This is a genomic window from Bosea sp. 685 (genome assembly GCF_031884435.1).
Classification (GTDB): domain Bacteria; phylum Pseudomonadota; class Alphaproteobacteria; order Rhizobiales; family Beijerinckiaceae; genus Allobosea.
In genome coordinates, this window is sequence record NZ_CP134779.1 from 974,368 (window position 1) to 996,386 (window position 22,019).

Sequence of the window (22,019 nt, forward strand, 5' to 3'; positions counted from 1 at the left end):
TCTTGCTTGGCTTGTTATGGTTGGACAGCTTCAGGCGGTCGCGCGGCGTGTCCTTCGCCGCGCGGATAGGCTCAACGCCCGCTGAATTTCGGGGCGCGCTTGGCGTGGAAGGCCTCGACGCCCTCTCGAAAATCGTCGGACTGGCGCAGGCGGCTGTAGCAATGCCCCTCCAGCTCGATCGCGATGGTGAGCGTCGAATCCTCGGTGTCGTTGAGCAGCTTCTTGGCGGTGCGCTGGGCGATCGGCGAGAAGCCGCGCAGTTCATCGACCAGTCGGTCGGTGGCCGCTTCCAGCTCGGCGTCGGGCACGCATTCGGTGGCCACGCCCCAGTCATAGGCCTGCTGTCCGGAGATGCGCTTCGAACGCATCACGATGTCCTTGGTCCGGGTGATGCCGACCATCTTCTGCAGCCGGGCGGAGCCGCCGGAGCCTGGAATCTGGCCGAGCTTCTGCTCGGGCAATGCGTATTGGCAGGTCTCCGAGACGATGCGGAAATCGCAGGCGAGCGAGATCTCGAAGCCGACCCCGAAGGCATAGCCGCGATTGGCGACGATCACCGGCTTGGTGCAGCGCGCCGGGGCGGCGATGTTCCAGGCGAGCTTGGAGACATGCTCGGGCGAGGCTTCGAGGAAGCCCTTGATGTAGCCGCCGGAGGAGAAGTTCTCACCGATGGCGCGCAGCACGATGACGCGAACGCGATCGTCCTCATCCAGCGCCTCGAACACCTTCCGCAACTGGTCGCGCTGCGGCATCGAGATCACATTCATCGGCGGGCGGCCAAGGATGATGTCGGCGCGCTCGCGGGCGGCGTCGATCTCGACGTTGAAGCCGTCCAGATCGGCCAATGCGGGATGAAGCGGGGTCGGGGCGTTCATAGGGTTGGTCTTTCGCTCGTTGTGAAGGGAGACGGTCATCCGGCGGTGGCGGGCTGTTCGCGTTCGTAGGCGCCGGCTACCAGTTCACGGCGCAGCAGCTTGCCGACGGGCGATTTCGGGATCGCCTTGACGAATTCGAAGCGTCGCGGGCGCTTGAAGTTGGCGAGCCCGGCTGCCTTGCAATGCTGGTCGAGTTCGTCAGTGGTGACCGGGCCCGCGCGCCGGACGAAGGCGACGACGATCTTGCCCCAGCGTTCGTCGGGCAGGCCGACGACGGCGACCTCGGACACGCCCGGATGCAGCGAGAGGCAGCTTTCGATCTCGACCGGGGAGACGTTCTCGCCGCCGGTGATGATCATGTCATCGACGCGGCCTGAGACGTAGAGGTCGCCATCGCCGTCGAAATAGCCGGTGTCGCCGGTGAAGTACCAGCCGTCGCGCAGGGACTTGGCGTCTGCTTCGGGGCGCTTCCAGTAGCCCTCGAAGGCCTCGTCGCTTGCCGCCAGCGCGACGATCTCGCCCTCTTCGCCGGCGACGGCAAGCTCGTCAGCCGAAGCCGCGCCGAGCTTGACCACGCGGATGAGCTGGTTCAGGCCGGCCCTGCCGGCACAGCCGGGCTTGCGCGCGGCGTTCTGGTTGATCGTGAAGGTATAGATTTCCGACGAGCCGTAGTGATTGACGAAGAGCTCCGGGGAAAAGGCCTCGGTGAGCTTGCGGAGCAGTCCGTCGGTCATCGGCGCACCCGCGAAGCCGAGCTTGCGCACGCTGGTCACGTCCGTCCGAGCGAAAAGCGGATGGTGAACGACGTCATGATAGAGCGTCGGCACGAGATAGAGATTGGTGATCGCCTCGGCCTCGATCAGCGCCAGCGCCTGGCCGACATCGAAGCGCGGCTGGCAGACGAAGACGCCGCCGATCAGCGACATGGCGATGAGCGAGCGCACGCCCATGGTGTGATAGAGCGGCATGACGCCGAGCGTGCGCTCGCCATTTGCATAAAGATTCTGGGCGACATGGGCGAGGCCCGCCATGCGCTCGGCTCGGTGCCGGCGTGGCACGCCTTTGGGCTTGGCCGTGGTCCCGGAGGTATAGAGCATCAGCGACCAGGCATCGGCGGCAACGCGCGGAACGGCTGTGGCGGCAGGCTGCGCCACCATCTCGGCGAAGGTCAGCTCGGCCTGGCCCGCATCGGCCCCCACAGTGATGCGCGGGATGGATGAGGCGAGCCGGCTCTCGCTGATCGCCGGCCCGGCGACGGCTTCGAACGCGATCGCTTTGGCACCGCAATTCTCGATGACGAAATCGATCTCGTCGGCTTTGGCGCGCCAGTTGATCGGTACGATGGTCAGCCCCGCGAACTGGCAGGCCCAGTGCAGGGTCGCAGCCTCCCAGCGGTTCTGAAGTACGGTCACGAGATGCTCGCCGGCCTTCAGGCCCATGCCGTCGAAGGCTGCGACCAGCGACGAGATCCGCGCGAGCCATTGCGCATAGCTCAACCGGACATCGGCATCGACGATCGCGAGCGCATCGGGATCGCGTGCGACGCTGGCCATGAAGCTGGTGCCGAGATCAAACATGGGCAGGTTCCGGGAGGGATGGCGCATCGCGCAACTGGGCGGCGGCATCGAGCGCGGCCCGGATGATCGGCGTGTAGCCGGTGCAGCGGCAGAGATGTCCGCTGAGGACCTCGCGCAGCTCTTCCTCGCTCGGGTGAGGCTGCTCGCGCAGGAAAGCGTCGAGCGAGATCAGGATGCCGGCGGTGCAGAAGCCGCATTGCAAAGCGTGGTGGCGGCGGAAGGCCGCCTGCATCACCGACAGCCTGTCGGCAGCGGGGCTCAAGCCTTCCACCGTCCTGACATCGCGGCCTTCGAGCTGTACCGCGAGCGTCAGGCAGGCACGCGCGGGTGCGCCGTCGATCTGGATGGTGCAGGCCCCGCAGACGCCGTGCTCGCAGCCGACATGGGTCCCGGTCGCGCCAAGGCCATGACGCAGCGCATCGGTTGCCAGCAGGCGCGGCTCGGCCTCCAGCGACACCGACCTGCCGTTCAACGTGAAGGCGACGCGGTGGCGCGCCGTAGCGTTCAGGCGCGACATGACCGCGCCTCCGCGATCGTCTCACGGCCGAGCGAGCGTACGAGGTCGCGGCGCAGCCGCGCGGTCGCATGGAAATCGTCGCGTGCGTCGAGATCCCAGGCAAAGGCGTTGAGCGCGTCCGAAAGGGCAGACCCGTCCAGCAAAGGAAAGCTGCGGCGCTCCGGCTTGTCGGCGACGCCTGCGACGGCGAGGTGAATCGCATCCGCCGTCACCACGGCCGCACAGCCGACGATGGCGAAATCGCCGTGGCGGCGCGCCACCTCCCTGAAGGCATGGCCGGTTCCGGGGCGGGCGGCCGGGAAGACGACCGCTTCGATCAATTCGTCGTCGCCCTTGTCGGTCACCATCATGCCGGCAAAGAAATCGCCCGCTTTCACGGTTCGGCTCGTCTTGCGCGAGCGCAGCCTGATCTCGCCCTCGAGCGCCACCAGGCAAAGCGGAATCTCGGCGCTCGGATCGGCATGGGCGGCCGAGCCGCAGACGGTGCCGCGTGCCCTCGTCTGGTAATGGCCGAGCCAGGGCAGCGCGGCCGCCAGCAGCGGCTGTTCGGTACTGAGGTCGGGCCGGCGCATCAGTGCGGCCTGCCGCACGCCGGCGGGCACGATGATGGCGTCGCCCTCGCGCCGAACCTTGTCCAGCTCGGGAATGCCCATCACGTCGATCAGCACGGCGGGCTTCGCCAACCGCATGTTCAGCATCGGCAGCAGTGATTGGCCGCCGGCGATGATGCGGGCATCCGATCCATGCCGGGCGAGCGCGTCCAGGGCCTCGGACAGGTCGCCGGCACGGATATAGTCGAAAGCCGCGGGCTTCATCCGCGCCTCCCCAACAAGCGGGCGAAGAAGCCGGTCTTGGCGCTTGCCGGGGCGGCCTTGCGCGCAAGCGCCGCGAAGAACTGCCCGATGATGGCCTTGGCCGCGCCGTCGAGCAGGCGTCCGCCGATGGCCGCAACCTTGCCGCCGACAGCGGCCTCGTAGCTATAGGAGATGACGGTCAGCCCGCCTTCGCCAGCCGACAGGATCACGCGGCCAGACCCGCCGCCGGCGCCGAGCGCGCCGGAGACCGAGCCGGTCAGCGTCGCGGCTTTTGGCTCATCAAGGTCCGAGAGCCTGATCTCGGCCTTGTAGCGGCCCTTCACCGGGCCGACGCCGAGCGTCACATCGGCTTTGAAATGAGTCTCCGACAGCTTCCTGACGCCGTGGCAGCCGGGGATGATCGATGCCAATTGCTCGGCATCGAGCAGCATCGCCCAGATCGCGTCAGGCGTGGCAGCGACCTTGGTCTGTCCTTCCCCGCGCAGCGTGCGGTCGCCGGGCTTGGCTGCGCCCAGCTCCGCCGCCCGGCCGCGATCCGATGCTGGCCTCGCCGGCTCGGGGGCGGCGACGAGCGCGGCGACCCGCGCCGGCGTCAGCGGCAGATTGAGTTCCGCGACCCCGAATGCGTCGGCCACGGCATTGGCGAGGCAGACCGGCGTCGACATGCAATTGCCTTCGCCGACGCCTTTGGCGCCGAGCGGCGTGAAGGGCGATGGCGTCTCGATATGCAGGATCGCGATATCGGGCGTCTCGGTCGCGGTCGGCAGCAGGTAATCGGCGAAGGTGCCGGTCAGGAAAGCGCCATCGTCGGCATAGGCGAGCTCCTCGTAGAAGGTCGCGCCCAGGGCCTGCGCGAAGCCGCCCCTGATCTGCCCCTCGACCATGCCGGGATGCAGCACGCGCCCGCAATCATGCATGGTGACATAGCGGTCGATGCGAACCTTGCCGGTGTCGAGATCGACCTCGACTCCCGCCATGTCGAAGATGAAGCCGTGGCAGAGCGAGGAGTTGACCTGGTCATCCTGCGTGGGCGCGGAGAGCTCCGGCGGCGTCCAGAAGGCGGTCTCTCGGATCGCCTGATCGACGCCGTCGGGCAGCAGCGCCGGCGACCAGTGCGAGAGCGCGGCGACGCGGCCGAAGGGCAGTGTTTTGGTCGCGTCGCCCGTCGCGAAGACGGCGCCGCCCGCAAAGCCGATCTGTGCGGGCGCGACTCCGAGCTGGCTCGCGGCGATCGCAGCCAGCTTGTCGCGCAGGCGGGTCGCAGCCAGATGCGCCGTGCCGGCGACGGCCGCCGCAAAGCGGCTGGAATAATTGCCTGATGCAATCGACCAGGCGTCCTTGCCCGTATCGAGATCGACGACGACGCTGATGGCCTCGCGCGGCAGGCCGAAGACATCGGCCACGACCTGCGCCAGCACCGTGCGGTGTCCCTGTCCCTGCGGCACCGAGGCGACATGGACGCTGACCGAGCCGACGGGATCGAGCGATACGGTCGCCGTCGCCTGCGCGCCGTTCTTGGGCCCGGCCTTCTGCCGCTCGGCTGCGGTGAGAACCGTGGTGATGTAGCCCATATTGGAGACGCTGGGCTCGACGGCGGCCGCAAAGCCGATGCCGTAGCGCCTGCCGGCGGCGCGGGCCTCATTGCGGCGCCTCTCCAGCTCGGCGAGCCTGCCGTCTGCCACGGCGAGGTCGATTGCTTTCACATAGTCGCCGGAATCGTAAAGCGCGCCGGAGGCTGTGCGGTAAGGAAACTGCCCGCGCTGAATGAGGTTGGCGCGGATCACGGCCAGCGGATCGAGCCCGAGCGCGACGGCGATGCGCTGCATCAGCCGCTCCAGCGCATAATAGACCTGCGGGCCGCCGAAGCCGCGCACGAGGCCGGTCGGGGCCTTGTTGGTCAGCACAACGCGGTTGCGGATGGTGAGATTCCGGACGTCGTAGGCGCCGGTCATGTTGCCGTGCATGCGGTAGAGCGTGGCGGGCTCGGGCGCACGCGGATAGGCGCCGCAATCCTCGACCTGGTCCCAGTCCAGCGCCATGATGCGGCCCTCGCTGGTGACGGCGGCCTTCAGCGTCGTGACGCGGTTCGTCGCCGCCACGGCGGCGCTCAGGTGCTCGAGCCGGTCCTCGATCCACTTGACTGGGGCGCCAGCTATCCGCGCTGCCACGCCGATCAGCACCGCATAGGGCGCGACGCCCTGCTTGACGCCGAAACTGCCGCCCGAATCCGGCGGCATGCGCAGGCGCAGCCGATTGCCCGGGACCTTCAGGCAGCGCGCCATCACTGCATGGATGCTGAACGGCCCCTGGAAATTCGCCAGGATCTCGTAGGCGTCCTCATGGGGATCGTAGTCGGCGACGACGCCGAAGGTCTCCATCGGCGAGCCGGTATTGCGCGGATAGGCGATCGAGACTTCGATGCGGTGGGCGGCCTTCGCGAAGGCGGCCTCCGGCTCGCCATAGCGAAAGCACCGGTCGCTGACGAGGTTGGCTCCGGCCTTGTCGTGGAGGATCGGCGCATCGGCCCGGAGGCTCGCCAGCGGATCGACGACGCAAGCGCGCGGTGCGTATTCGATCTCGATCGCGTCCAGCGCGTCCTCGGCAAGATACCGATCCTGCGCGACAACGATCGCGACCGGCTCGCCGACATAGCGCACGCGCTCGACGGCCATCGGCCAGTTCTCGACCGCGACCTTGAGGCCCGCAACCATCGGCGTCGTCAGCCTCGCGAGGTCGCGGCCCGTGACGATCGCGGCGACGCCGGGCATGGCGGCGGCAGTCGCAGCGTCTATGGAGAGGATATCGGCATGGGCATGGGGCGAGCGCAGGATGGCGGCATGGAGTGTGCCGGGCCTGACGCCGAGATCGTCGATGAAACGGCCACGGCCGGTCAGCAGGGCTGCGTCCTCGACGCGCTCCACCGATTGTCCCGTCCATGAGATGGTTTCTGGCCGCACCGACGCCTGCTCCCGATGACGCGCTCTTGATGGGCGTCTGGGGTGGGAGGCTCGGCGATCAGCGGTCGTGGCGCGATCCCGCAGGGTCTCGCGACTTACCGAAAAGTCTCAAAATGATGCGGCGGCGGAAGGCTTCCTACCGGCCCAGCCGCGCCACCTGCCTGAAGGCGCTCGGCGCGACGCTGCAGTGATCGCGGAAGAAGCGGGTGAAATGGGCGGGCACGCTGAAGCCGAGCCGGTCCGAAATCGCCGAGAAGGTCTCCTCGCCCTCGACGATCGCACCGACCGCCATCTCGACCTTGACGACGTTCAGGAAGACATGCGGCGTCACGCCGGTGGAGTCTTCGAAGATGCGAAAGAAATGCGCCCGCGAAAGACCTGCCTCCTTCGCCAGCCTGTCGATGCTCAGAGGAGCGGCCGGATCGGTCCGCATCAGCGAAATCGCCTTGCCGACGCGCCAGTCGATCGCATTGGCGCGCGCGATCTCGCGCAGCGAGGCGCCGATAGTGCGCCAGGGCGTGAAGCGCTCGATCACCGCGATCATCAGTTCCGAGAGCAGGCTCTCCTGCCGATGCGAGGCGCCGGGCTCGTGAACCATCTCGGCGGCAAGGTCGAGCGCGGTCTGGCGGATATGAGCCGTAACCTCGCCGGCCGAATGTTCGAAGAACCCCGGAGCGCCGCTCGCGGCCCAGTTCGGCCGGAATCTGCGCAGCCAGTCCGGCTCGATATACAGCGCCAGGATCAGTGCGTTCTTGCGGCGCGAGTCGTGAATATAGGCGTGGCTCTCCCAGGCATTGACCAGCACCGCGAGATCATCGGTCAGGGGCGCGACATGGTCGCCGACGAGGAACTGGGTATCGTCGCCATCGACCTTGAGCAGGACATGGCAATGGGGATGCGCGTGCCGGACCAGGCTTCGGTCCATGTCGAGCAACGCCACCCGCCCGAAGGCTCCATGCGCAATGCGCAAGGCATCCGACATGCCGTTTCCTCGCTCCGGCTGATTTCCAGCTCTTGATCCCCGTCCTCATACAGTAGCGGTCGCCTTACCGGTGCTGCAAGCATCGTTCCTGCGTGGACCGTTTCGAGATCATGCCGTGGCCGCACTCATGAAGCGTCGCTCGGCTGGCTCATCGACTGGCTCGCCTTCCCAGTGCTGCTCCCGTGACGGCGTCCACGCCAATGGGCCGAATCTCGTAGCCGGCGATATCGAGTGCCGCCGCGAGCGTGCGCAATTCGTCCGCCGTCGCGCAGGGCTGCGGCGGGCGCAACACATCGTTCGGGAGACGTCCCAGGAGCTTCAGGCAGGCTTTGAGGCGTGCGGTCGCGCGTCCGCCCGGCGCATCGCGATAGACGGCGACGGAGAGCGGATAGAGCTTTTCATGCACCGCCCGCGCCTGCGTCCAATCGCCGGCCTCGGCCGCGTTCCAGAGCGCAACCACGAGTTCCGGCACCACCGCTGCCAGGCTGACCTGGCTGCCGGCGCTGCCGATGATGTAGCTCGTCAGCAGATGCTCATCGCCCGAGCCCAGCACGCTGAAATCGGGGCGAAGCGCCCGGATCAGCCGCAGATTCTCCTCATAGGCCGCCACTTCCCAGCTTCCCTCCTTGATGGCCAGGAAGCGCGGATCCGTGACCAGGCGGCCCAGCACGGCCGGCGAATAGGCCATGGCACCGGCGCTGACCGGCGCGCCGTAAAGCATCAGCGGCGCGCTCGTGGCGTCGCGCACGCGCTCGTGATGCTCGATCACGCAGGCATCGGCATGCCCGAGCGCCCAGCTATTGGGCGGAAACACCAAGAGCCCGTCGGCGCCGGCCTCCTCCAGCACGGCCGCTTCGCGCGCCGCCTCCAGGCTGGATTCGTGGTTCACGCCGGAGACGATGAGGCACTCATGCGGGCAATGCTCGCGGGCGATCTCGACGACACGCTGCTTCTCGGCCAGCGAGAGCACGAAATTCTCGCCGGCATGGCCGTTGACCAGCAGCCCATTAATGCCGGGAACGGCGGTGACGGACGCAATATGCTGCGCCAAGGCGGCCTCGTCGATCGAGAAGTCCGGCTTCATCGGCACGATCGTCGCCGCATGGATGCCGCGCAGGCGTTCGGAGAAGGGCTTGGTTTCGGAATAGGATTTGGTTTCGGATAAGGACTTGGTCATGCAGGGCCTCGCGGGGCGTCGCCCGGCGCAAGCAGGCGATCGATCGGAAAGAGCGGAAGTTCGGGTTCGCGCCCGAGCAGGTGGTCGGCAAGCAGGCGCGCGATATAGGGGCCGCTCGTATAGCCGGAGTGGACGCTGCCGCAGACATAGGCGCCGTCAACGCCGGGAACGGGGCCGACGGCCGGCAGCGCATCTTTCGTCTCGGCCTCGAGCCCGGCCCAGGCACGCGCCAGCCTTGCGCTCCGCAGCGCCGGAATGGCGTGGCAGGCCAGGCGGACATTGCCGATGAGCCGGTCGGGCAAGAGCTCGACGCCGCCTCGCTCGCGATCACCCAGGCCCTGCCAACCGCCGCCGATCACGACGGTGCCGTGCGGATATTGCTTCAGCGAAAGCAGGCCGTTGGCGATGCCGACGACGGTGCGCATGACAGGGGCGACACGCTCGCTGACGGCGAGCTGGTTCACCAGCGTCTTGATCGGCAGATGCACGCCAAGCCAGGCCAGCATGGGTTCGAGCCAGACACCACCCGCAAGGACGATGCGACGCGCGCGCACCAATCCGGTTGGCGTCTGCAGGGCGAAGCTGCCCGCCTCGCGCGCGACACCGGTGACGGGCGCGTATTCGCGCAAAGCGACGCCTTCGCCGAGAAGCGCGCGGCGGTAGGCAAGCCCGGTCAGATAGGCGTTGGCGAAGCCATCGACACGGCAGTAGCCGGCCAGCCGCACCTTGTCGGAGACGCCTGGCTCGACCGCGCTGGCCTGTGCGCCCGTGATCAGCTCGATCGGCGCTCCCGCCTCGCGCCGCTTGCCGGCGCGATAGGTCAGAAGCTCCTCCTCCCGCTCGGTGAAGGCAAGCGAGAGCCCGTCGCAGACCACGACCCCGACCTCATGTCCGAGCCAGTCGCGCGCCGAGGCCCACATCGCATGGGCGCGAAGCGCATAGGGGATCAGCGCGACCCGCGTCATCTGCATCGTCAGCGTGCCGGCATTGACGCCGGATGCCTCGCGGCAGAGGGCGCCGCGCTCGAGCAGGGTCACATCCATGCCGCCGCGCGCCGCGAACAACGCGACGGTCGCACCATGCACTCCTCCCCCGACAACGGCGAGATCGCGGATCACAGGGGGGCGGGCTCCGGAATGGGGATGTCGGAATAGTCGAACGCTCCCATCAGGGCGTCGAGCGGCACGGGGCGCAGCGGCGGTCGCCCGGTCCAGTAGCCGGCCTGCTCGCGCGAGCCGAGCTTGCCCGCCAGCAATTCCGCAGTGACGTCGCCGCACATGCGGCCCTGGCACGGGCCCATGCCGCAGCGCGTGAAATGCTTGAGCTGATTCAGGTCATGCGCGCCCGCTTCATGCGCCGCATCGATCTCGCCGCGCGTCACATCCTCGCAGCGGCAGATGACCGTTTCCGGCGCGATCGCCGCCACCTGCGCCGGACGAAGCGCCATGATGCCGGCCATCGCGTCCGAGAAGGGGCGGCCACGCGATATCGCGGCCAGGATCGGATCTGCGATCTGCGCAAAGCGGTCGGCAGGCACGGCGCCGGCATCATGGGCAGCGGCGAGGCCCGCCAGACGCCCGGCCTGCTCGGCGATGATGGCGCCGCGCAGGCCAGCGCCGTCGCCACAGGCAAAGAGGCGCTCGACCGTCGTCCGGCCATAGGCGTCGAGCACCGGGACGAAACCACCACGCAGGCGATCGAAACGATGTTCGGCGCGCAGGAGCTTCGTGACCTCGGCGCCCGGAACGAGCCCGTGGCCGATGCAGAGCGCGTCGGCCTCAAAGGTGATCTCCGGTCCGCTCGCATAAGCCCCGTCACGACCGACAGGCGCGATCACGATGCGCTCCAGCGCATGTTCACCCTGCGCCGCCTTCACGGCATGGCCGAAATAGACTGGAACGCGCGCTGCGCCGATCTTCGCCGCCCAACCAAGGCCACGCCCGAGCAGCCTTGGCTGCGTCGCCAATGACGGCAGGGCAGCGAGCCAATCGCGGCGGCCGGCGAGATCGATGATCCCCGCCACCTCACCGCCGAGCTTGAGGATGCCGGCCGCGACAGCGACGAGAAGCGGTCCGCAACCGGCGACGACGACTTTTTGCCCCGGTGTCACGCCCTGCGACTTGATCAGCACGGTCGCGGCGGCAAGGCCGATGACACCCGGCAAGGTCCAGCCCGGAAATGGCACGACGCGCTCATGCGCGCCGGTCGCAGCGATCAGGCTCGGCGCCTCGACGGTCTCATTGCCTTGTGGACCGAGTGCATCGACTCGAAAGCGTCCACCGACCGACCAAATGCGGCGACTGAGCCGCAGATCCACACTCGAGGCAGAGATCTCGGCCCTCAAGGCGTCGCCGCTACGCGCCTCCGCTGAGACGGGCAGGACTGTGAGGCCAGGCAGCGGCTGGCGCCAAACCTGTCCGCCGGCACCGTCCTGTTCGTCCAGCAGGACTACCTTCAGCCCGACCTGCGCTGCCGCCATTGCGGCATTGGCGCCCGCCGGACCGGCTCCAAGCACGATCAGGTCATGCGTCACGGCACGCCCCTCAGCTCGACCGCCATGCCGGCGCGCACCGGCGTCAGACAGGCCTGCCGCAGGGCGCCATCGACGTGGAGCAGACATTCCTGGCAGACGCCCATATGGCAGAAAGCGCCTCGCGGAGCCCCGCCATGGGGGCTCGCGCGCAAGCGCAGGCGCCCGGCCAGGGCAAGCGCCGTCGCGAGCGGATCGCCTGCGCGCGCCGAGATGCTCTCGCCATCGACCATGATCGCGACGAGCGGCCGCTCATCCTGCACAAGACGCTTCATCACCGCGCGAACCCATCCTCGCCTGCCTGCGGATCGAGCAGGCCGTGACGCCATTTGCGACTTTACAGATCGCATGAATGTATACAAACTGTCTACCGTTCATGCAATGGCGGCGGCGCTAAATCCTGCCATCGCGCAACGGCTCTTCGGGAGAATGCAAGCATGTTGAAGAAGTTGCTCGCCGCCGGCGCTGTCGCCATCGGCTTGACGGGCCTGGCCGCCCCGGCTTCGGTCGCGGCACGGACACTGGACGAGATCATCAAATCGGGCACGATCCGCGTCGGCGTGAACCCGACCTTGCCGCCGCTCGGAAAGTTCGACGACAAGAACGAGATCGTCGGCTTCGACGTCGATTTCGCCGCCGAGATCGCCAAGACGCTCGGCGTCAAGCTGGAGGTGGTTCAGACCGGCTCGCCGGACCGCATCCCCTTCGTGGTGTCCGGCAAGATCGACTTCGTGATGGGCGCGATGACGCGCAATCCCGAGCGCGCGAAGGTCATCGACTTCACCGTTCCGGTCCACACCGAGGTGCTCGGCGTCCTGACCACCAAGGACAAGCTCTTCACCGACTGGAAGCAGTTCAACGAGCCGTCCGTCACCTTCGTGCAGGTGCGCGGTTCGACGCCGGTCAAGTTCATCGAGGACAACCTCAAGAACGCCAAGGTCACCCTGCTCGACAACTACCCTGATGCGGTACGCGCGCTGGCGCAGGGCCGCGGCACGGCCATGATCGACGTGATCGATTTCATGGGCGAGCACATGGCCAAGCACAATGTCGAGTGGAAGGTCGTCGAAACGCCGATCGACATCTACTATTGCGGACTTGGCGTTTCCAAGGCTTCGACCGGCCTGAAGGACTGGCTCAACGTGGCGATCTTCGAATTGCACCGCCGCGGCAAGACCGACGAGATCTGGAAGAAGTGGTTCGGCATGGACATGCTCAAGCCGGTTGGCGCCACGCCCTATTTCTGATCGCGGACAAGGCCTGTCCGGCCGGGATCCTGTGTCCCGGCCGGATCAGCCATTCGGAGCGCAATGAGCTACACGCTGCAATATGGCCAGATCTGGCCCTATCTTCCGCGCCTTTTCGACGGCGCGTGGATCGCGTTGCAGATCGCGGTTCTCGCCTTCTGCGGCGGGCTCGCCATCGGGACTGCCTGCGCGGCGGTGAAATCCTTCGGGGCGCGCTGGCTCGTCCGCATCGTCAATGTCTATGTCGTGTTCTTCACCAACACCCCGCAACTGGTGCAGATCTACTTCCTCTATTTCGCGCTGCCTGACATGGGCGTGCTGCTGTCCTCCTTCGCGGCCGTGCTCATCGGCATGACGCTGAATGCCGGAGCCTATCTCACCGAAATCCAGCGTGCGGGCTTCGAGAGCCGGCGCGTTTCCGAGATGGAGGCGGCCGAGGTGCTCGGTTTCTCCAGGCTCCAGCAAATCCGCTATGTGATCCTGCCGCATATGGCACGCGTCCTGTTTCCGCCGCTGTCGAACCACTTCATCATCATGACGCTGGGCACCTCGATGGCAGCCGTCTTCGGCGTCGAGGAGTTGACCGGCCAGGCCTTCAACATCAATTCGCAGACGTTCCGGTCGATCGAGATCTTCTCGGTCACTGCGCTGTTTTATGTCGCGCTGACGCTTGCGGCTTCCGTGCTGCTTGCCGCCATTGGCCGCTATGCCTTCCGGGCTCGCACGGGGCTGATCTGATGCTGTCGCAGATCATCGAGGAGTGGCCGCGCTTTGCGACCTATTACAACCTCGTCTTCATCGCCAAGGCGGCCCTGACGACGCTTGCCCTCTCGGCGCTTGGCTGTGTCGTCGGCTCGCTGCTCGGGCTCGCTTTGGCCGTGACGCGCCTCACTCATGGCCGGGCCCTGCTGCCGTTGCGCCTGCTTGCGATCGGCTTCACCGAGCTGTTCCGGCGCGTGCCCTTCCTGGTCACGCTGATGCTGTGCTTCTTTGCCTTCCAGGCGACCGGAGCCGATGTGCCGCTCTTCGTCGTCGCGGCCGTGACCGTGACATTGATCGCCGGCGCCTTCCTGGGCGAGATCGTTCGCGGCGGCCTGAATGCGGTCCATCGCAATCAGTGGGAGGCGGCGGCGGCGATGAATTTCAGCCTGACCGAAACCATCCGCTATGTGGCGCTGCCGCAGGCCTGGCGCCTCATCCTGCCGCCCGCCTTCGGCTTCTTCGTGATGTTCATCAAGGACACGGCGCTGGCCTCGCAGATCGGCGTGGTGGAGCTCACCTTCGTCGGCAAGGTCCTCAACAACAAAGGCTTTTCGGCCGCGCTCAGCTTCGGCGCGATCCTTGTCGTCTATTTCGCAATTTCCTATCCGCTGGCCCGCTTCGGCGCCAGGCTGGAGGCCAGACTTGCACCATCTCGACATCGCGGGGCTTGACGCCCATTACGGCAAATTGCCCGTGCTCTCCGGCATCGACCTGACGGTCGGCCGGGGCGACATCATCGGGCTGATCGGGCCGTCAGGCTCCGGCAAGAGCACGATCCTGCGCGTGCTGATGGGGCTGCTGCCGCCATCGGGCGGCGCCGTCAAACTCGACGACGAGCCCGTGAATTACGCCGATCAGGCAGCGCTGCGCCGCCTCCGCGACCGCATCGCCATCGTGTTCCAGCAATACAACCTCTTCCAGAACATGACGGTTCTGGAAAACGTGACCATCGCACCGGTGAAGATCAAGAAGCGGCCGCGCGCCGAGGTCGAGGCGGAGGCCAGGGCCTTGCTGAGCAAGGTCGGCCTGGGCGACAAGCTCGCGCGCTATCCCGACGAATTGTCGGGTGGCCAGCAGCAGCGTGTCGCTATCGCCCGCGCGCTGGCGCTGAAACCGGAGATCCTGCTGCTCGACGAGGTGACGGCAGCGCTCGATCCGGAGCTGGTCTCGGAAGTCCTGGACACGATCCGGGTGTTGGCGCGGGAGGGCATGACCATGCTGATTGTCTCCCATGAAATGGCCTTCATCCGCGAAGTCGCCTCGAAGGTCGTCTTCATGGCCGACGGCCGTGTCGTCGAGACCGGTTCGCCTGCGCAGATATTCGACGCGCCGCACCATCAGCGCACGCGCGATTTCGTCTCGAAGATCCTGCGCCACTGAGCGACCGGCCGTCACCTTTGCCCGCGTTCGGCGCGGGCGCAGACTCAGCGCACGTTGTCGAGCGCCGACTTGCCGAGGCTGCGGATATGGTTCTGCACCGCCCGGCGCGAGGCCTTGGAATCCTCCCGCTCCAGCGCCTCGACGATTTCCAGGTGCTCGGCCGAATCCGGTTCGAGCCGATCGGCCAGGCGCGCGATTTCGAACAGCCGCGTCGTGACCCGCAGCTTTCGGATCAGCCCGGCGAGCACATCATTGCCGCAGTGGCGGGCGAACAGCTCGTGCAGATTGTCATCGGAAGCCCAATGCGCATCGGTATGATAGGGCACTGTCGTCCGGAGCTGGTTGATCTCCAGCTTGACCTTGACCAACTCGCCCGCCGGAATCCGGCCAGCCGCCAGCGACGCCGCCTCCGGCTCGAGAAACTCCCGGCATTTCAGGCTCTGCAGATATTCGCCGAGATCGACATTGCGCACCAGATAGGAACGCCCGGTCCCCTTGATGACGAGGCCTTCGCCTTCCAGCCGCTGCAGGGCCTCGCGCAAGGGGGTGCGCGAGATGCCGAGGCTGTCGGCCAGGCGTGCCTCGACGATCATCTCGCCGCCGCGCAGATGGCGTCGGCGGATCATCTCCGAAATCGCGTTATAGGCGAGGTTCGACAAATTGAAGCCGCCGGCCCGGACGATTTCTGTCTCCCCGGCCTCGGCTTGATCGACTTCACTCATGATTGGGTCCGGCCCTCGAAACCGCGCTTCGCATAGGGTGAGCGGGCGCGTGACAGGTGAATGCCATGCCCCTTTTTGCCGATGAGAGCGCCGTCCTCGACCACGACGCGGCCCCGGACCATGGTGAGAACCGGCCAGCCGATGATCTCGCGTCCTTCATAGGGCGTATAATCGGCGCCATCCTGGATCAGATCATGGGTCAGCGTGACGCGCTTCTGCGGATCCCAGATCGCGATATCGGCATCGGCGCCGACCGCGATCGTGCCCTTGCGGGGATAGAGCCCATAGGTCTTTGCAGGATTGGCCGCCGTGACCGCGACGAAGGTCTCGAGATCGATCCGCCCCTTCGAGACACCTTCTGAAAACAGGATCGGCAACCGCGCGCCGACGCCCGGAATGCCGTTCGGCACCCAGCGGAAGCTCGTCTTGCCCTTGGGCACGAGCTTGCCTTGCGGATCGTCATAGCGGAACGGGCAGTGATCGGAGGAGAAGATCGTGAAGGCGCCGTTGCGCAGGCCCTCCCAGCAGGCGTCCTGGCTGGCCGTATCGCGCGGTGGCGGCGAGCAGACATATTTCGCGCCCTCCATGCCGAGCCCGTCGAGATCCTTCTCGGTGAGGACGAGATATTGCGTGCAGGTCTCGCCGAGCACGGTCAGGCCCTTATCCTTGGCCCAGCGGATCTGCTCCATCGCCTCGCGGTTCGAGACATGCACGATCATCACCGGCACGTCGACGAGCTCGGCAAGCGAGATCGCGCGGTGCGTCGCCTCGCGCTCGACCGCGATGGGGCGCGACGTCGCGTGGTATTTCGGCGCGATCCGCCCGCCGCGCTCGAGCTGTTCGGTCATGAAGCGAATGGCATCGTAATTCTCGGCATGGACCATGACGAGCGCGCCGGTCTCGCGCGCGACCGACATGACGTCGAGAATCTGGCGATCGTTCAGGGCAAGCCCCTCATAGGTCATGAAGATCTTGAACGAGGTGTAGCCATCCTCGACCAGGGCCGGCAGCTCCTGGCCGAGAAGCTGCTCGCTCGGATCGGAGATGATCATGTGGAAGCTGACATCGACATGGCATTCGCCATCGGCCTTGGCATGATAGGCCTTCAGCGTCTCGCGCATGGAACAGCCCTTCTCCTGCAAGGCGAAGGGCATGATGGTGGTGGTGCCGCCGAGCGCCGCGGAGCGCGTGCCGCTCTCGAAATCATCGGCCATCACGATGCCTTCGCCCGAGGGTTGCGCGATATGGACATGCGCATCGATCCCGCCCGGCAGCACGAGCTTGCCTGTGGCGTCGATCACCTGCACAGCGTCGCCGAGGCTCTCGCCCAACGCCACAACCCGTCCGTCACGAATGCCGACATCGCACATGATTCGGTCTGCCGCCGTGACCACTGTGCCGCCGTGGATGATGGTGTCGTAACTTGCCATGCTCGTTTCATTCCCGCTTGCCGAGAGCGAAATGTATACAAACTGCACGCAAAAGGAAGGTTGCATTCCGCCCTCTGCGGCCTTTTGACCAGGCTAGACGGCGTCATTGCAAGCGGCCTCAAGACCCGGCTAGCGAAGCCTACAGAAAACTAGACCAGGCGAGCAGATCATTCAGTGCAGCCCAGACGCCCGCCACGAGCGATATCCGGATGGGGCTCCGGCCTGAAGCAGTCGAGCAAACGCCAAGAGACTGTTTGGAACCTCCAACCCTCATCCTGAGGAGCCGCGAAGCGGCGTCTCGAAGGATGCTCCAGATGGTTCCGGAGCCTCCTGGAGCATCCTTCGAGACGCGCTCCTGCGGAGCGCTCCTCAGGATGAGGGCTTGCGGAGTTTCCCAACGGGCGCTTTGTGCCGCGTCTGTCCGGCTGCGGGTCGCCAACAGCCTGGGATGACGCGGCCGCCCTGGCGCGGCCGGGATCGCACCTGTCTTCAGGCGGCCTGATCCGCGACCCAGCTCGTCAGCACGGCGCAGGCGTCGAGGAAATCGTCGATTTCCATCTCCTCATGCGGGTTGTGGCTGCCGTTTTCGTTGCGCACGAAGATCATGCCGACGGGGACGCCGGCCGCTGCGAAAGCCGCTGCGTCATGCGAGGCGGGGCTTCCCATCATCGTGCCGGGCAGGCCCAGGCTCTGCGCCGCGGCCTGGAGCTGGGATGCGATTGCGGGGTCGACCATGCCGACACTGGCGGAGGCGCGCGGGCCCAGGGCGAAGCTCACATGTCGCCGCGCCTCGATCTCGCTGACGATCGCCAGCATGCGCTCCTCGAGATGCGACAGCACGGCGGGATCATAGGCGCGCACATCGAGGCTGAAATCAAAGGCGCCGGGCACGGTGGTCAAACCATGCATGGTGGGGTCGGTGTGGAAGCGGCCAAAGGTGATGGCGAGCGGGATGCCGGTGGCTTCCTGCTCCGCCCAGAGCCGGTCGAGCGCCATCGCCAGTTCCGCGCCGGCCATGGCGGCGTCGCGGCGGAAGCGGCGCGGCGTGCCGACATGGTCGTGGCGTCCATTGATGCGGGCGTTGGGATAACGGAAATTGCCTGGGATGCCGCTGCAGATGGCGAGCGGTAGGCTGGCCTCGACCAGGCTCGGGGCCTGTTCGATATGGACTTCGAGGAAGGCGCGGATCGTCGCGGGATCGAGCTCCCTGCGGCCGTGCCGGAGCGCCTCGACATCGCCGCCGCATGCGGCGATGTGGCTGGCGAGATCGCGCCCGGTGTCGATCCGCTTGGCGTCGAGGGCGCCATTGGGCAATGTGCCCAGCGCCGAGCGGCTGCCGATATAGGAGACCTCGAACCAGACGCTCTCCTCGGCGCGCACGCCCATCACGGTGATGTCGCAGCGCGGGCGTAGTCCCAGCGCCTTCATGGCGGCGATGACCGTCAGCCCCGCCACGACGCCGGCCGCGCCGTCGAAATTGCCGCCATGGGGCACGCTGTCGAGATGCGAGCCGAGCAGGATGCGCGGCGCGCCCTGCTCGCTGCCCGGCCAGGTCAGATAGGTGTTGGCGGCGGCGTCGCGACGGATCTGCAGTCCTTCATCCGCACCATGACTGGCGATGAGCTCATGCGCGAAATTCTCGCCCGCGCCATAGGTGTCGCGCATGATGCCGGGCTCAGCCCGGCTGCCTTCGGCCAGACGGTCGAACAGGCTTTCGACAACCGGGCGCTGGGCTGCGATCGCTGTCCTGATGGCTTCGGGAGAGATGGGCTTCATGGGCATTGTCCGGCTTGGGTCTGGTCGTATTCGGGCCTGATCGTGTTTGGGCCTGATCGTGTTTGGGCCTGATCGTGTTTGGCGGTGAGGGGTGTCGCTCACGCGTCGAGCCAGCGCAATTCGCCTTGCGGTGGCGCGATGTCGGGATTGCTGGCGATCATCCGCTCCCAGACGCGCTGGGTGACGGCCTGGGCCTCATCCAGCAAGGCCTGTTCGTCGATCGTCAGCACCTTGCGGTCGCGCATCACGAACTTGCCGTCGACGATGACGGAATGGACGATGCCGGGATGGCCGTAATGCACGAGATTGGAGACCAGGCGGATCAGCGGCCGCATCACTGGCTGGTTGAGGTCGATGATGGTGAGATCGGCCTTCTTGCCGGCTTCCAGCGAACCGATCTGGTCCTGCGCGCCGACCGAGCGGGCGCCGTTGCGCGTGATCATGTCGAGCATGTCCTGCGGCTGGGGATCGAGGCCGCCTTCAGTGGCGCGGCCGCGCCCGCCGCGATGCAGGATCAGGCCGATCTTGAGGGCGTGGAACAGATCCTCGGTCATGTTGTCGGTGCCGAGCGCGATGTTGACGCCGGCGTCGCGGATCAGGCCGATGGCGACGGTGTGCGGGCCCTTGCGCGAGGAGTTGGCCGGGTTGTGGGCCATCTGCACGCCGCGCTCGGCGAGCAGCGCGATGTCGGTGGGCGTGCAATAGGTCCAGTGGGCGCAGGTCAGGTCCGGGCCAAGGAAGCCCTCGCGGTCGAGATAGCTGGCCGGGGTCAGGCCATGGGCGGCCTTGACGGCTGCGATCTCGCCCGGGCTCTGCGCGAGATGGCAGGTGCGGGTGAGGCCGTGACGCTCGGCCATGTCCTTGAGCTTGCGCAGCATGGCGGGCGAGCAGTTGTCGGGCGCATGCGCCGCGATCTGGCAGTTGACGCGGCCGTTGCGGGCGCCGTTCCAGCTCTCGATCAGCCTCTGCGTGCGGTCGAGGAAGCCCTGTCCGAAAGCCTCGTCGACGCCGTATTCGCCGAAGCGGATTTTTCGCGTGTCGATATCGGCGCAGCTTTCCGACAGCCAGAGCCTCAAGCCCGTATCGGCCATTGCGCCGGCATAGGAGGGGACGTGCCGGAACGGATCGACCAGCGTCGTCGCGCCGCTGCGGATCGCCTCCAGGCAGCCGAGCGAGGCCATCACCGCCCGCTCATGATCGCTCATCGCATAGGAGACCGGCGACATGTAGCGGTAGATGATTTCGCCATCCCAATCCTCGACCGTGCCGCGCAGCGCGGTCAGGACGGTGTGGGTATGGGCGTTGATGAAGCCCGGCAGCACGGCGAGCCCGCGCCCGGGGATGCGCTCGCAATCCGGATAGGCCTGCTCCAGCGCTGCCGTCTCGCCGATCGCGGCGATGCGGTCGCCGATGATGGCGATCGCGCCGCGCTCGATGATGCGCCGCTCGTCGTCGCAGGTGACGACGGTCGTATCCGTGATCAGCAGGTTCATCGCGCGCATCCCATCGGGCTGGCCTCAGCTCCGCTTCACATTCCAGAACACGGCGGTGCCGTTCATGATGCCGCTGAGGTCGGTGCGGAAGAGGGTCGGCTGCTTGTACTGGCCGATCGGGTAATAGGGCACCTCCTCAAAAGCGGTCTTCTGGATTTCGTCGCAGATGCGCTTCTGCCCGGCATCGTCGCCGGTCGAAAGCCATTGCGTGCGCAGGGCCTCGATCTTCGGACTGGAGACCCAGCCGGGGAAGGCGCCGTCGCCGCGCAAGGTCGAGTGGACCAGCGGGTTGAGCCAGTCCATGCCCTGCCAGTTGCCGACAAAAGCGTTCCAGCCACCTTGGTCGGCCGGGCCCTTGTTGACGCGGCGCTTGAGCACCGAGCCGAAATCGAGCGCGGTGTATTCGACATTCATGCCGGCCTGCTTCATCACATCGGCCGCGATGTCGCCGAGCGGCTTCTGCGCCAGCGAATCGGCCGGCACCAGCAGAACGACCTTCTCGCCGGTGTAGCCCGCCGCCTTGAGGTCGCGCTTGACCTTGTCGTAGTCGCGCGGGCCGCGGAAGATATCGAGACCGACCTTGCTGCCCATCGGCGTGCCCGGCGTGAAGTAGCCGAGCGGGCTGTGACGGAAGGCGGGATCGTCGCCCGCCACCGCGATCATGAAGGCCTCCTGGTCGATCGCGCCGAGAAGAGCGCGGCGGATCGCCGGATTGTCGAAGGGCGGCTGCAGATGGTTGACCCGCATCTGGCAGGTGAAGCCGAGCGGATCGAGCACGGCGGTACGGACGGATTTGCTGCGGGCGACGATGGGCAGCAGGTCGTGCGGCATCGCCTCCTGCCAGTCCTGCTCGCCGGCCTGCACGGCCGAGGTGCCGGTCGCGGCATCCGGCATGGTCGTCCATTCCACGCGGTCGAAATTCACGATCTTGGGGCCCGAGGTCCAGTCCGCCGTGCCGCCCTCGCGCGGCTTGTAGCCGGCGAAGCGCTCATAGACGTTGCGCGCGCCAGGCACCCGCTCATCGGCCTTGTAGCGGAAGGGGCCCGAGCCGATCACCTCGGGAATGAGCTTGAACGGATCGGTATTGGCGAGCCGCTCCGGCATCATGAAGCAGACCGGCGCGGAAACCTTGCCGAGTGCATAGGGCAGATAAGGGAAGGGCGCCTTGAGGCGGAAGCGGATCGTCCTATCGTCGGGCGCGGAGAGTTCGTCAGTCGCCTGCATCAGCGCGTCGCCGGCCGCATCCCGCTTGGCCCAGCGCTTGATGCTGGCGACGCAATCGCGCGCCGTGACCTTTTCGCCGTCATGCCAGGCGAGGCCGTCGCGCAGGGTCAGGTTCCAGAGCTTGCCGTCATTCTCGACCGTATGCCCCTCGACCATTTGCGGCGAGATCTCGAGCCTGGTGTTCATGCCGTAGAGCGTATCGAACACCATGAAGCCATGGGTGCGGGAGACCTGGGCGGTCGCGTAGATCGGGTCGGTGAAGGCGAGGTCGATCACCGGAATGAATTTCAGCGTCGTCGCTGACGCAGCCCGCACCAGGGCCGGGCGCGAGACGAGGCCCGTTGCGGCCGTGCCTGCGAGGAAGTGACGACGATTCAGCATTATGGGTCTCATCAATGATGGCGGCGTGGGCGCAAGCCTTGCCCACGCGAGCGCACTGATGCGGATCGCCAGGGCCGGTGCGGCAGGGACTGTGGAACGCCCGGCGTTGCCGGGATGATGTGCGCAGCGAGACTGTGCGGCAGGCACTGTGGCCGGGCAATGCCCGCGCCTATG

The 22,019-nt window shown here is 66.7% G+C and carries 19 protein-coding genes; 4 read left to right on the plus strand and 15 right to left on the minus strand.

What is annotated here, in order from left to right; translation table 11 throughout:
- Positions 1 to 71 precede the first annotated feature (71 nt).
- The 10 genes from RMR04_RS05640 to RMR04_RS05685 form a co-directional block, all read right to left on the minus strand.
- Positions 72 to 875 (minus strand): enoyl-CoA hydratase/isomerase family protein, encoded by an 804-nt coding sequence (locus RMR04_RS05640; protein ID WP_311913467.1) that lies wholly within the window; start codon positions 873 to 875, stop codon positions 72 to 74.
- Positions 876 to 910: 35 nt separating this feature from the next.
- The gene (locus tag RMR04_RS05645; RefSeq protein WP_311913468.1) at positions 911 to 2,452 is read right to left on the minus strand and encodes an AMP-binding protein; all 1,542 of its coding nucleotides are present in this window, start codon (positions 2,450 to 2,452) and stop codon (positions 911 to 913) included.
- Positions 2,445 to 2,969: a (2Fe-2S)-binding protein gene (locus RMR04_RS05650; RefSeq protein WP_311913469.1), complete on the minus strand. Its 525-nt coding sequence runs from the start codon at positions 2,967 to 2,969 to the stop codon at positions 2,445 to 2,447. Before RMR04_RS05650 ends, RMR04_RS05645 begins: the two co-directional genes overlap by 8 nt.
- Entirely contained in the window at positions 2,957 to 3,784 is an 828-nt protein-coding gene (locus tag RMR04_RS05655; RefSeq protein ID WP_311913470.1) for an FAD binding domain-containing protein, read from the minus strand. The genes RMR04_RS05650 and RMR04_RS05655 overlap by 13 nt, the downstream gene beginning before the upstream one ends.
- Entirely contained in the window at positions 3,781 to 6,741 is a 2,961-nt protein-coding gene (locus RMR04_RS05660; RefSeq protein ID WP_311913471.1) for a xanthine dehydrogenase family protein molybdopterin-binding subunit, read from the minus strand. Before RMR04_RS05660 ends, RMR04_RS05655 begins: the two co-directional genes overlap by 4 nt.
- 136 nt (positions 6,742 to 6,877) lie before the next feature.
- Positions 6,878 to 7,723, minus strand: a complete 846-nt coding sequence (locus RMR04_RS05665; RefSeq protein WP_311913472.1) for a helix-turn-helix domain-containing protein — start codon at positions 7,721 to 7,723, stop codon at positions 6,878 to 6,880.
- Between the two features lie 148 nt (positions 7,724 to 7,871).
- Positions 7,872 to 8,900, minus strand: a complete 1,029-nt coding sequence (locus RMR04_RS05670; protein ID WP_311913473.1) for a dihydrodipicolinate synthase family protein — start codon at positions 8,898 to 8,900, stop codon at positions 7,872 to 7,874.
- The gene (locus tag RMR04_RS05675) at positions 8,897 to 10,018 is read right to left on the minus strand and encodes an NAD(P)/FAD-dependent oxidoreductase (RefSeq protein WP_311913474.1); all 1,122 of its coding nucleotides are present in this window, start codon (positions 10,016 to 10,018) and stop codon (positions 8,897 to 8,899) included. The genes RMR04_RS05670 and RMR04_RS05675 overlap by 4 nt, the downstream gene beginning before the upstream one ends.
- Positions 10,015 to 11,433: an NAD(P)/FAD-dependent oxidoreductase gene (locus RMR04_RS05680; protein ID WP_311913475.1), complete on the minus strand. Its 1,419-nt coding sequence runs from the start codon at positions 11,431 to 11,433 to the stop codon at positions 10,015 to 10,017. Before RMR04_RS05680 ends, RMR04_RS05675 begins: the two co-directional genes overlap by 4 nt.
- Positions 11,430 to 11,705: a (2Fe-2S)-binding protein gene (locus tag RMR04_RS05685; RefSeq protein ID WP_311916064.1), complete on the minus strand. Its 276-nt coding sequence runs from the start codon at positions 11,703 to 11,705 to the stop codon at positions 11,430 to 11,432. The genes RMR04_RS05680 and RMR04_RS05685 overlap by 4 nt, the downstream gene beginning before the upstream one ends.
- A 162-nt stretch (positions 11,706 to 11,867) precedes the next feature.
- Between RMR04_RS05685 and RMR04_RS05690 the strand changes: the two genes are divergently transcribed.
- The 4 genes from RMR04_RS05690 (at position 11,868) to RMR04_RS05705 (ending at position 14,819) form a co-directional block, all read left to right on the plus strand.
- Complete coding sequence (locus RMR04_RS05690) at positions 11,868 to 12,677, plus strand: transporter substrate-binding domain-containing protein (RefSeq protein ID WP_311913476.1); 810 nt, start codon at positions 11,868 to 11,870, stop codon at positions 12,675 to 12,677.
- Positions 12,678 to 12,740: 63 nt separating this feature from the next.
- Complete coding sequence (locus tag RMR04_RS05695) at positions 12,741 to 13,415, plus strand: amino acid ABC transporter permease (RefSeq protein WP_311913477.1); 675 nt, start codon at positions 12,741 to 12,743, stop codon at positions 13,413 to 13,415.
- The gene (locus RMR04_RS05700; protein WP_311913478.1) at positions 13,415 to 14,110 is read left to right on the plus strand and encodes an amino acid ABC transporter permease; all 696 of its coding nucleotides are present in this window, start codon (positions 13,415 to 13,417) and stop codon (positions 14,108 to 14,110) included. The genes RMR04_RS05695 and RMR04_RS05700 overlap by 1 nt, the downstream gene beginning before the upstream one ends.
- The gene (locus RMR04_RS05705) at positions 14,082 to 14,819 is read left to right on the plus strand and encodes an amino acid ABC transporter ATP-binding protein (protein ID WP_311913479.1); all 738 of its coding nucleotides are present in this window, start codon (positions 14,082 to 14,084) and stop codon (positions 14,817 to 14,819) included. The genes RMR04_RS05700 and RMR04_RS05705 overlap by 29 nt, the downstream gene beginning before the upstream one ends.
- Positions 14,820 to 14,863: 44 nt before the next feature.
- Here RMR04_RS05705 and RMR04_RS05710 read toward each other — a convergent pair whose 3' ends face one another.
- From RMR04_RS05710 to RMR04_RS05730, 5 genes are all read right to left on the minus strand, one after another.
- Positions 14,864 to 15,541 (minus strand): GntR family transcriptional regulator, encoded by a 678-nt coding sequence (locus tag RMR04_RS05710; protein ID WP_311913480.1) that lies wholly within the window; start codon positions 15,539 to 15,541, stop codon positions 14,864 to 14,866.
- On the minus strand, positions 15,538 to 16,971 hold the full coding sequence (gene hydA / locus RMR04_RS05715; RefSeq protein WP_311913481.1) for a dihydropyrimidinase: 1,434 nt from the start codon (positions 16,969 to 16,971) through the stop codon (positions 15,538 to 15,540). Before hydA ends, RMR04_RS05710 begins: the two co-directional genes overlap by 4 nt.
- A gap of 489 nt (positions 16,972 to 17,460) precedes the next feature.
- Positions 17,461 to 18,747 (minus strand): Zn-dependent hydrolase, encoded by a 1,287-nt coding sequence (locus RMR04_RS05720; protein ID WP_311913483.1) that lies wholly within the window; start codon positions 18,745 to 18,747, stop codon positions 17,461 to 17,463.
- Positions 18,748 to 18,845: 98 nt separating this feature from the next.
- Positions 18,846 to 20,240, minus strand: a complete 1,395-nt coding sequence (locus RMR04_RS05725; protein WP_311913484.1) for an amidohydrolase family protein — start codon at positions 20,238 to 20,240, stop codon at positions 18,846 to 18,848.
- Positions 20,241 to 20,264: 24 nt separating this feature from the next.
- Complete coding sequence (locus RMR04_RS05730) at positions 20,265 to 21,845, minus strand: ABC transporter substrate-binding protein (protein WP_311913485.1); 1,581 nt, start codon at positions 21,843 to 21,845, stop codon at positions 20,265 to 20,267.
- Positions 21,846 to 22,019 lie beyond the last annotated feature (174 nt).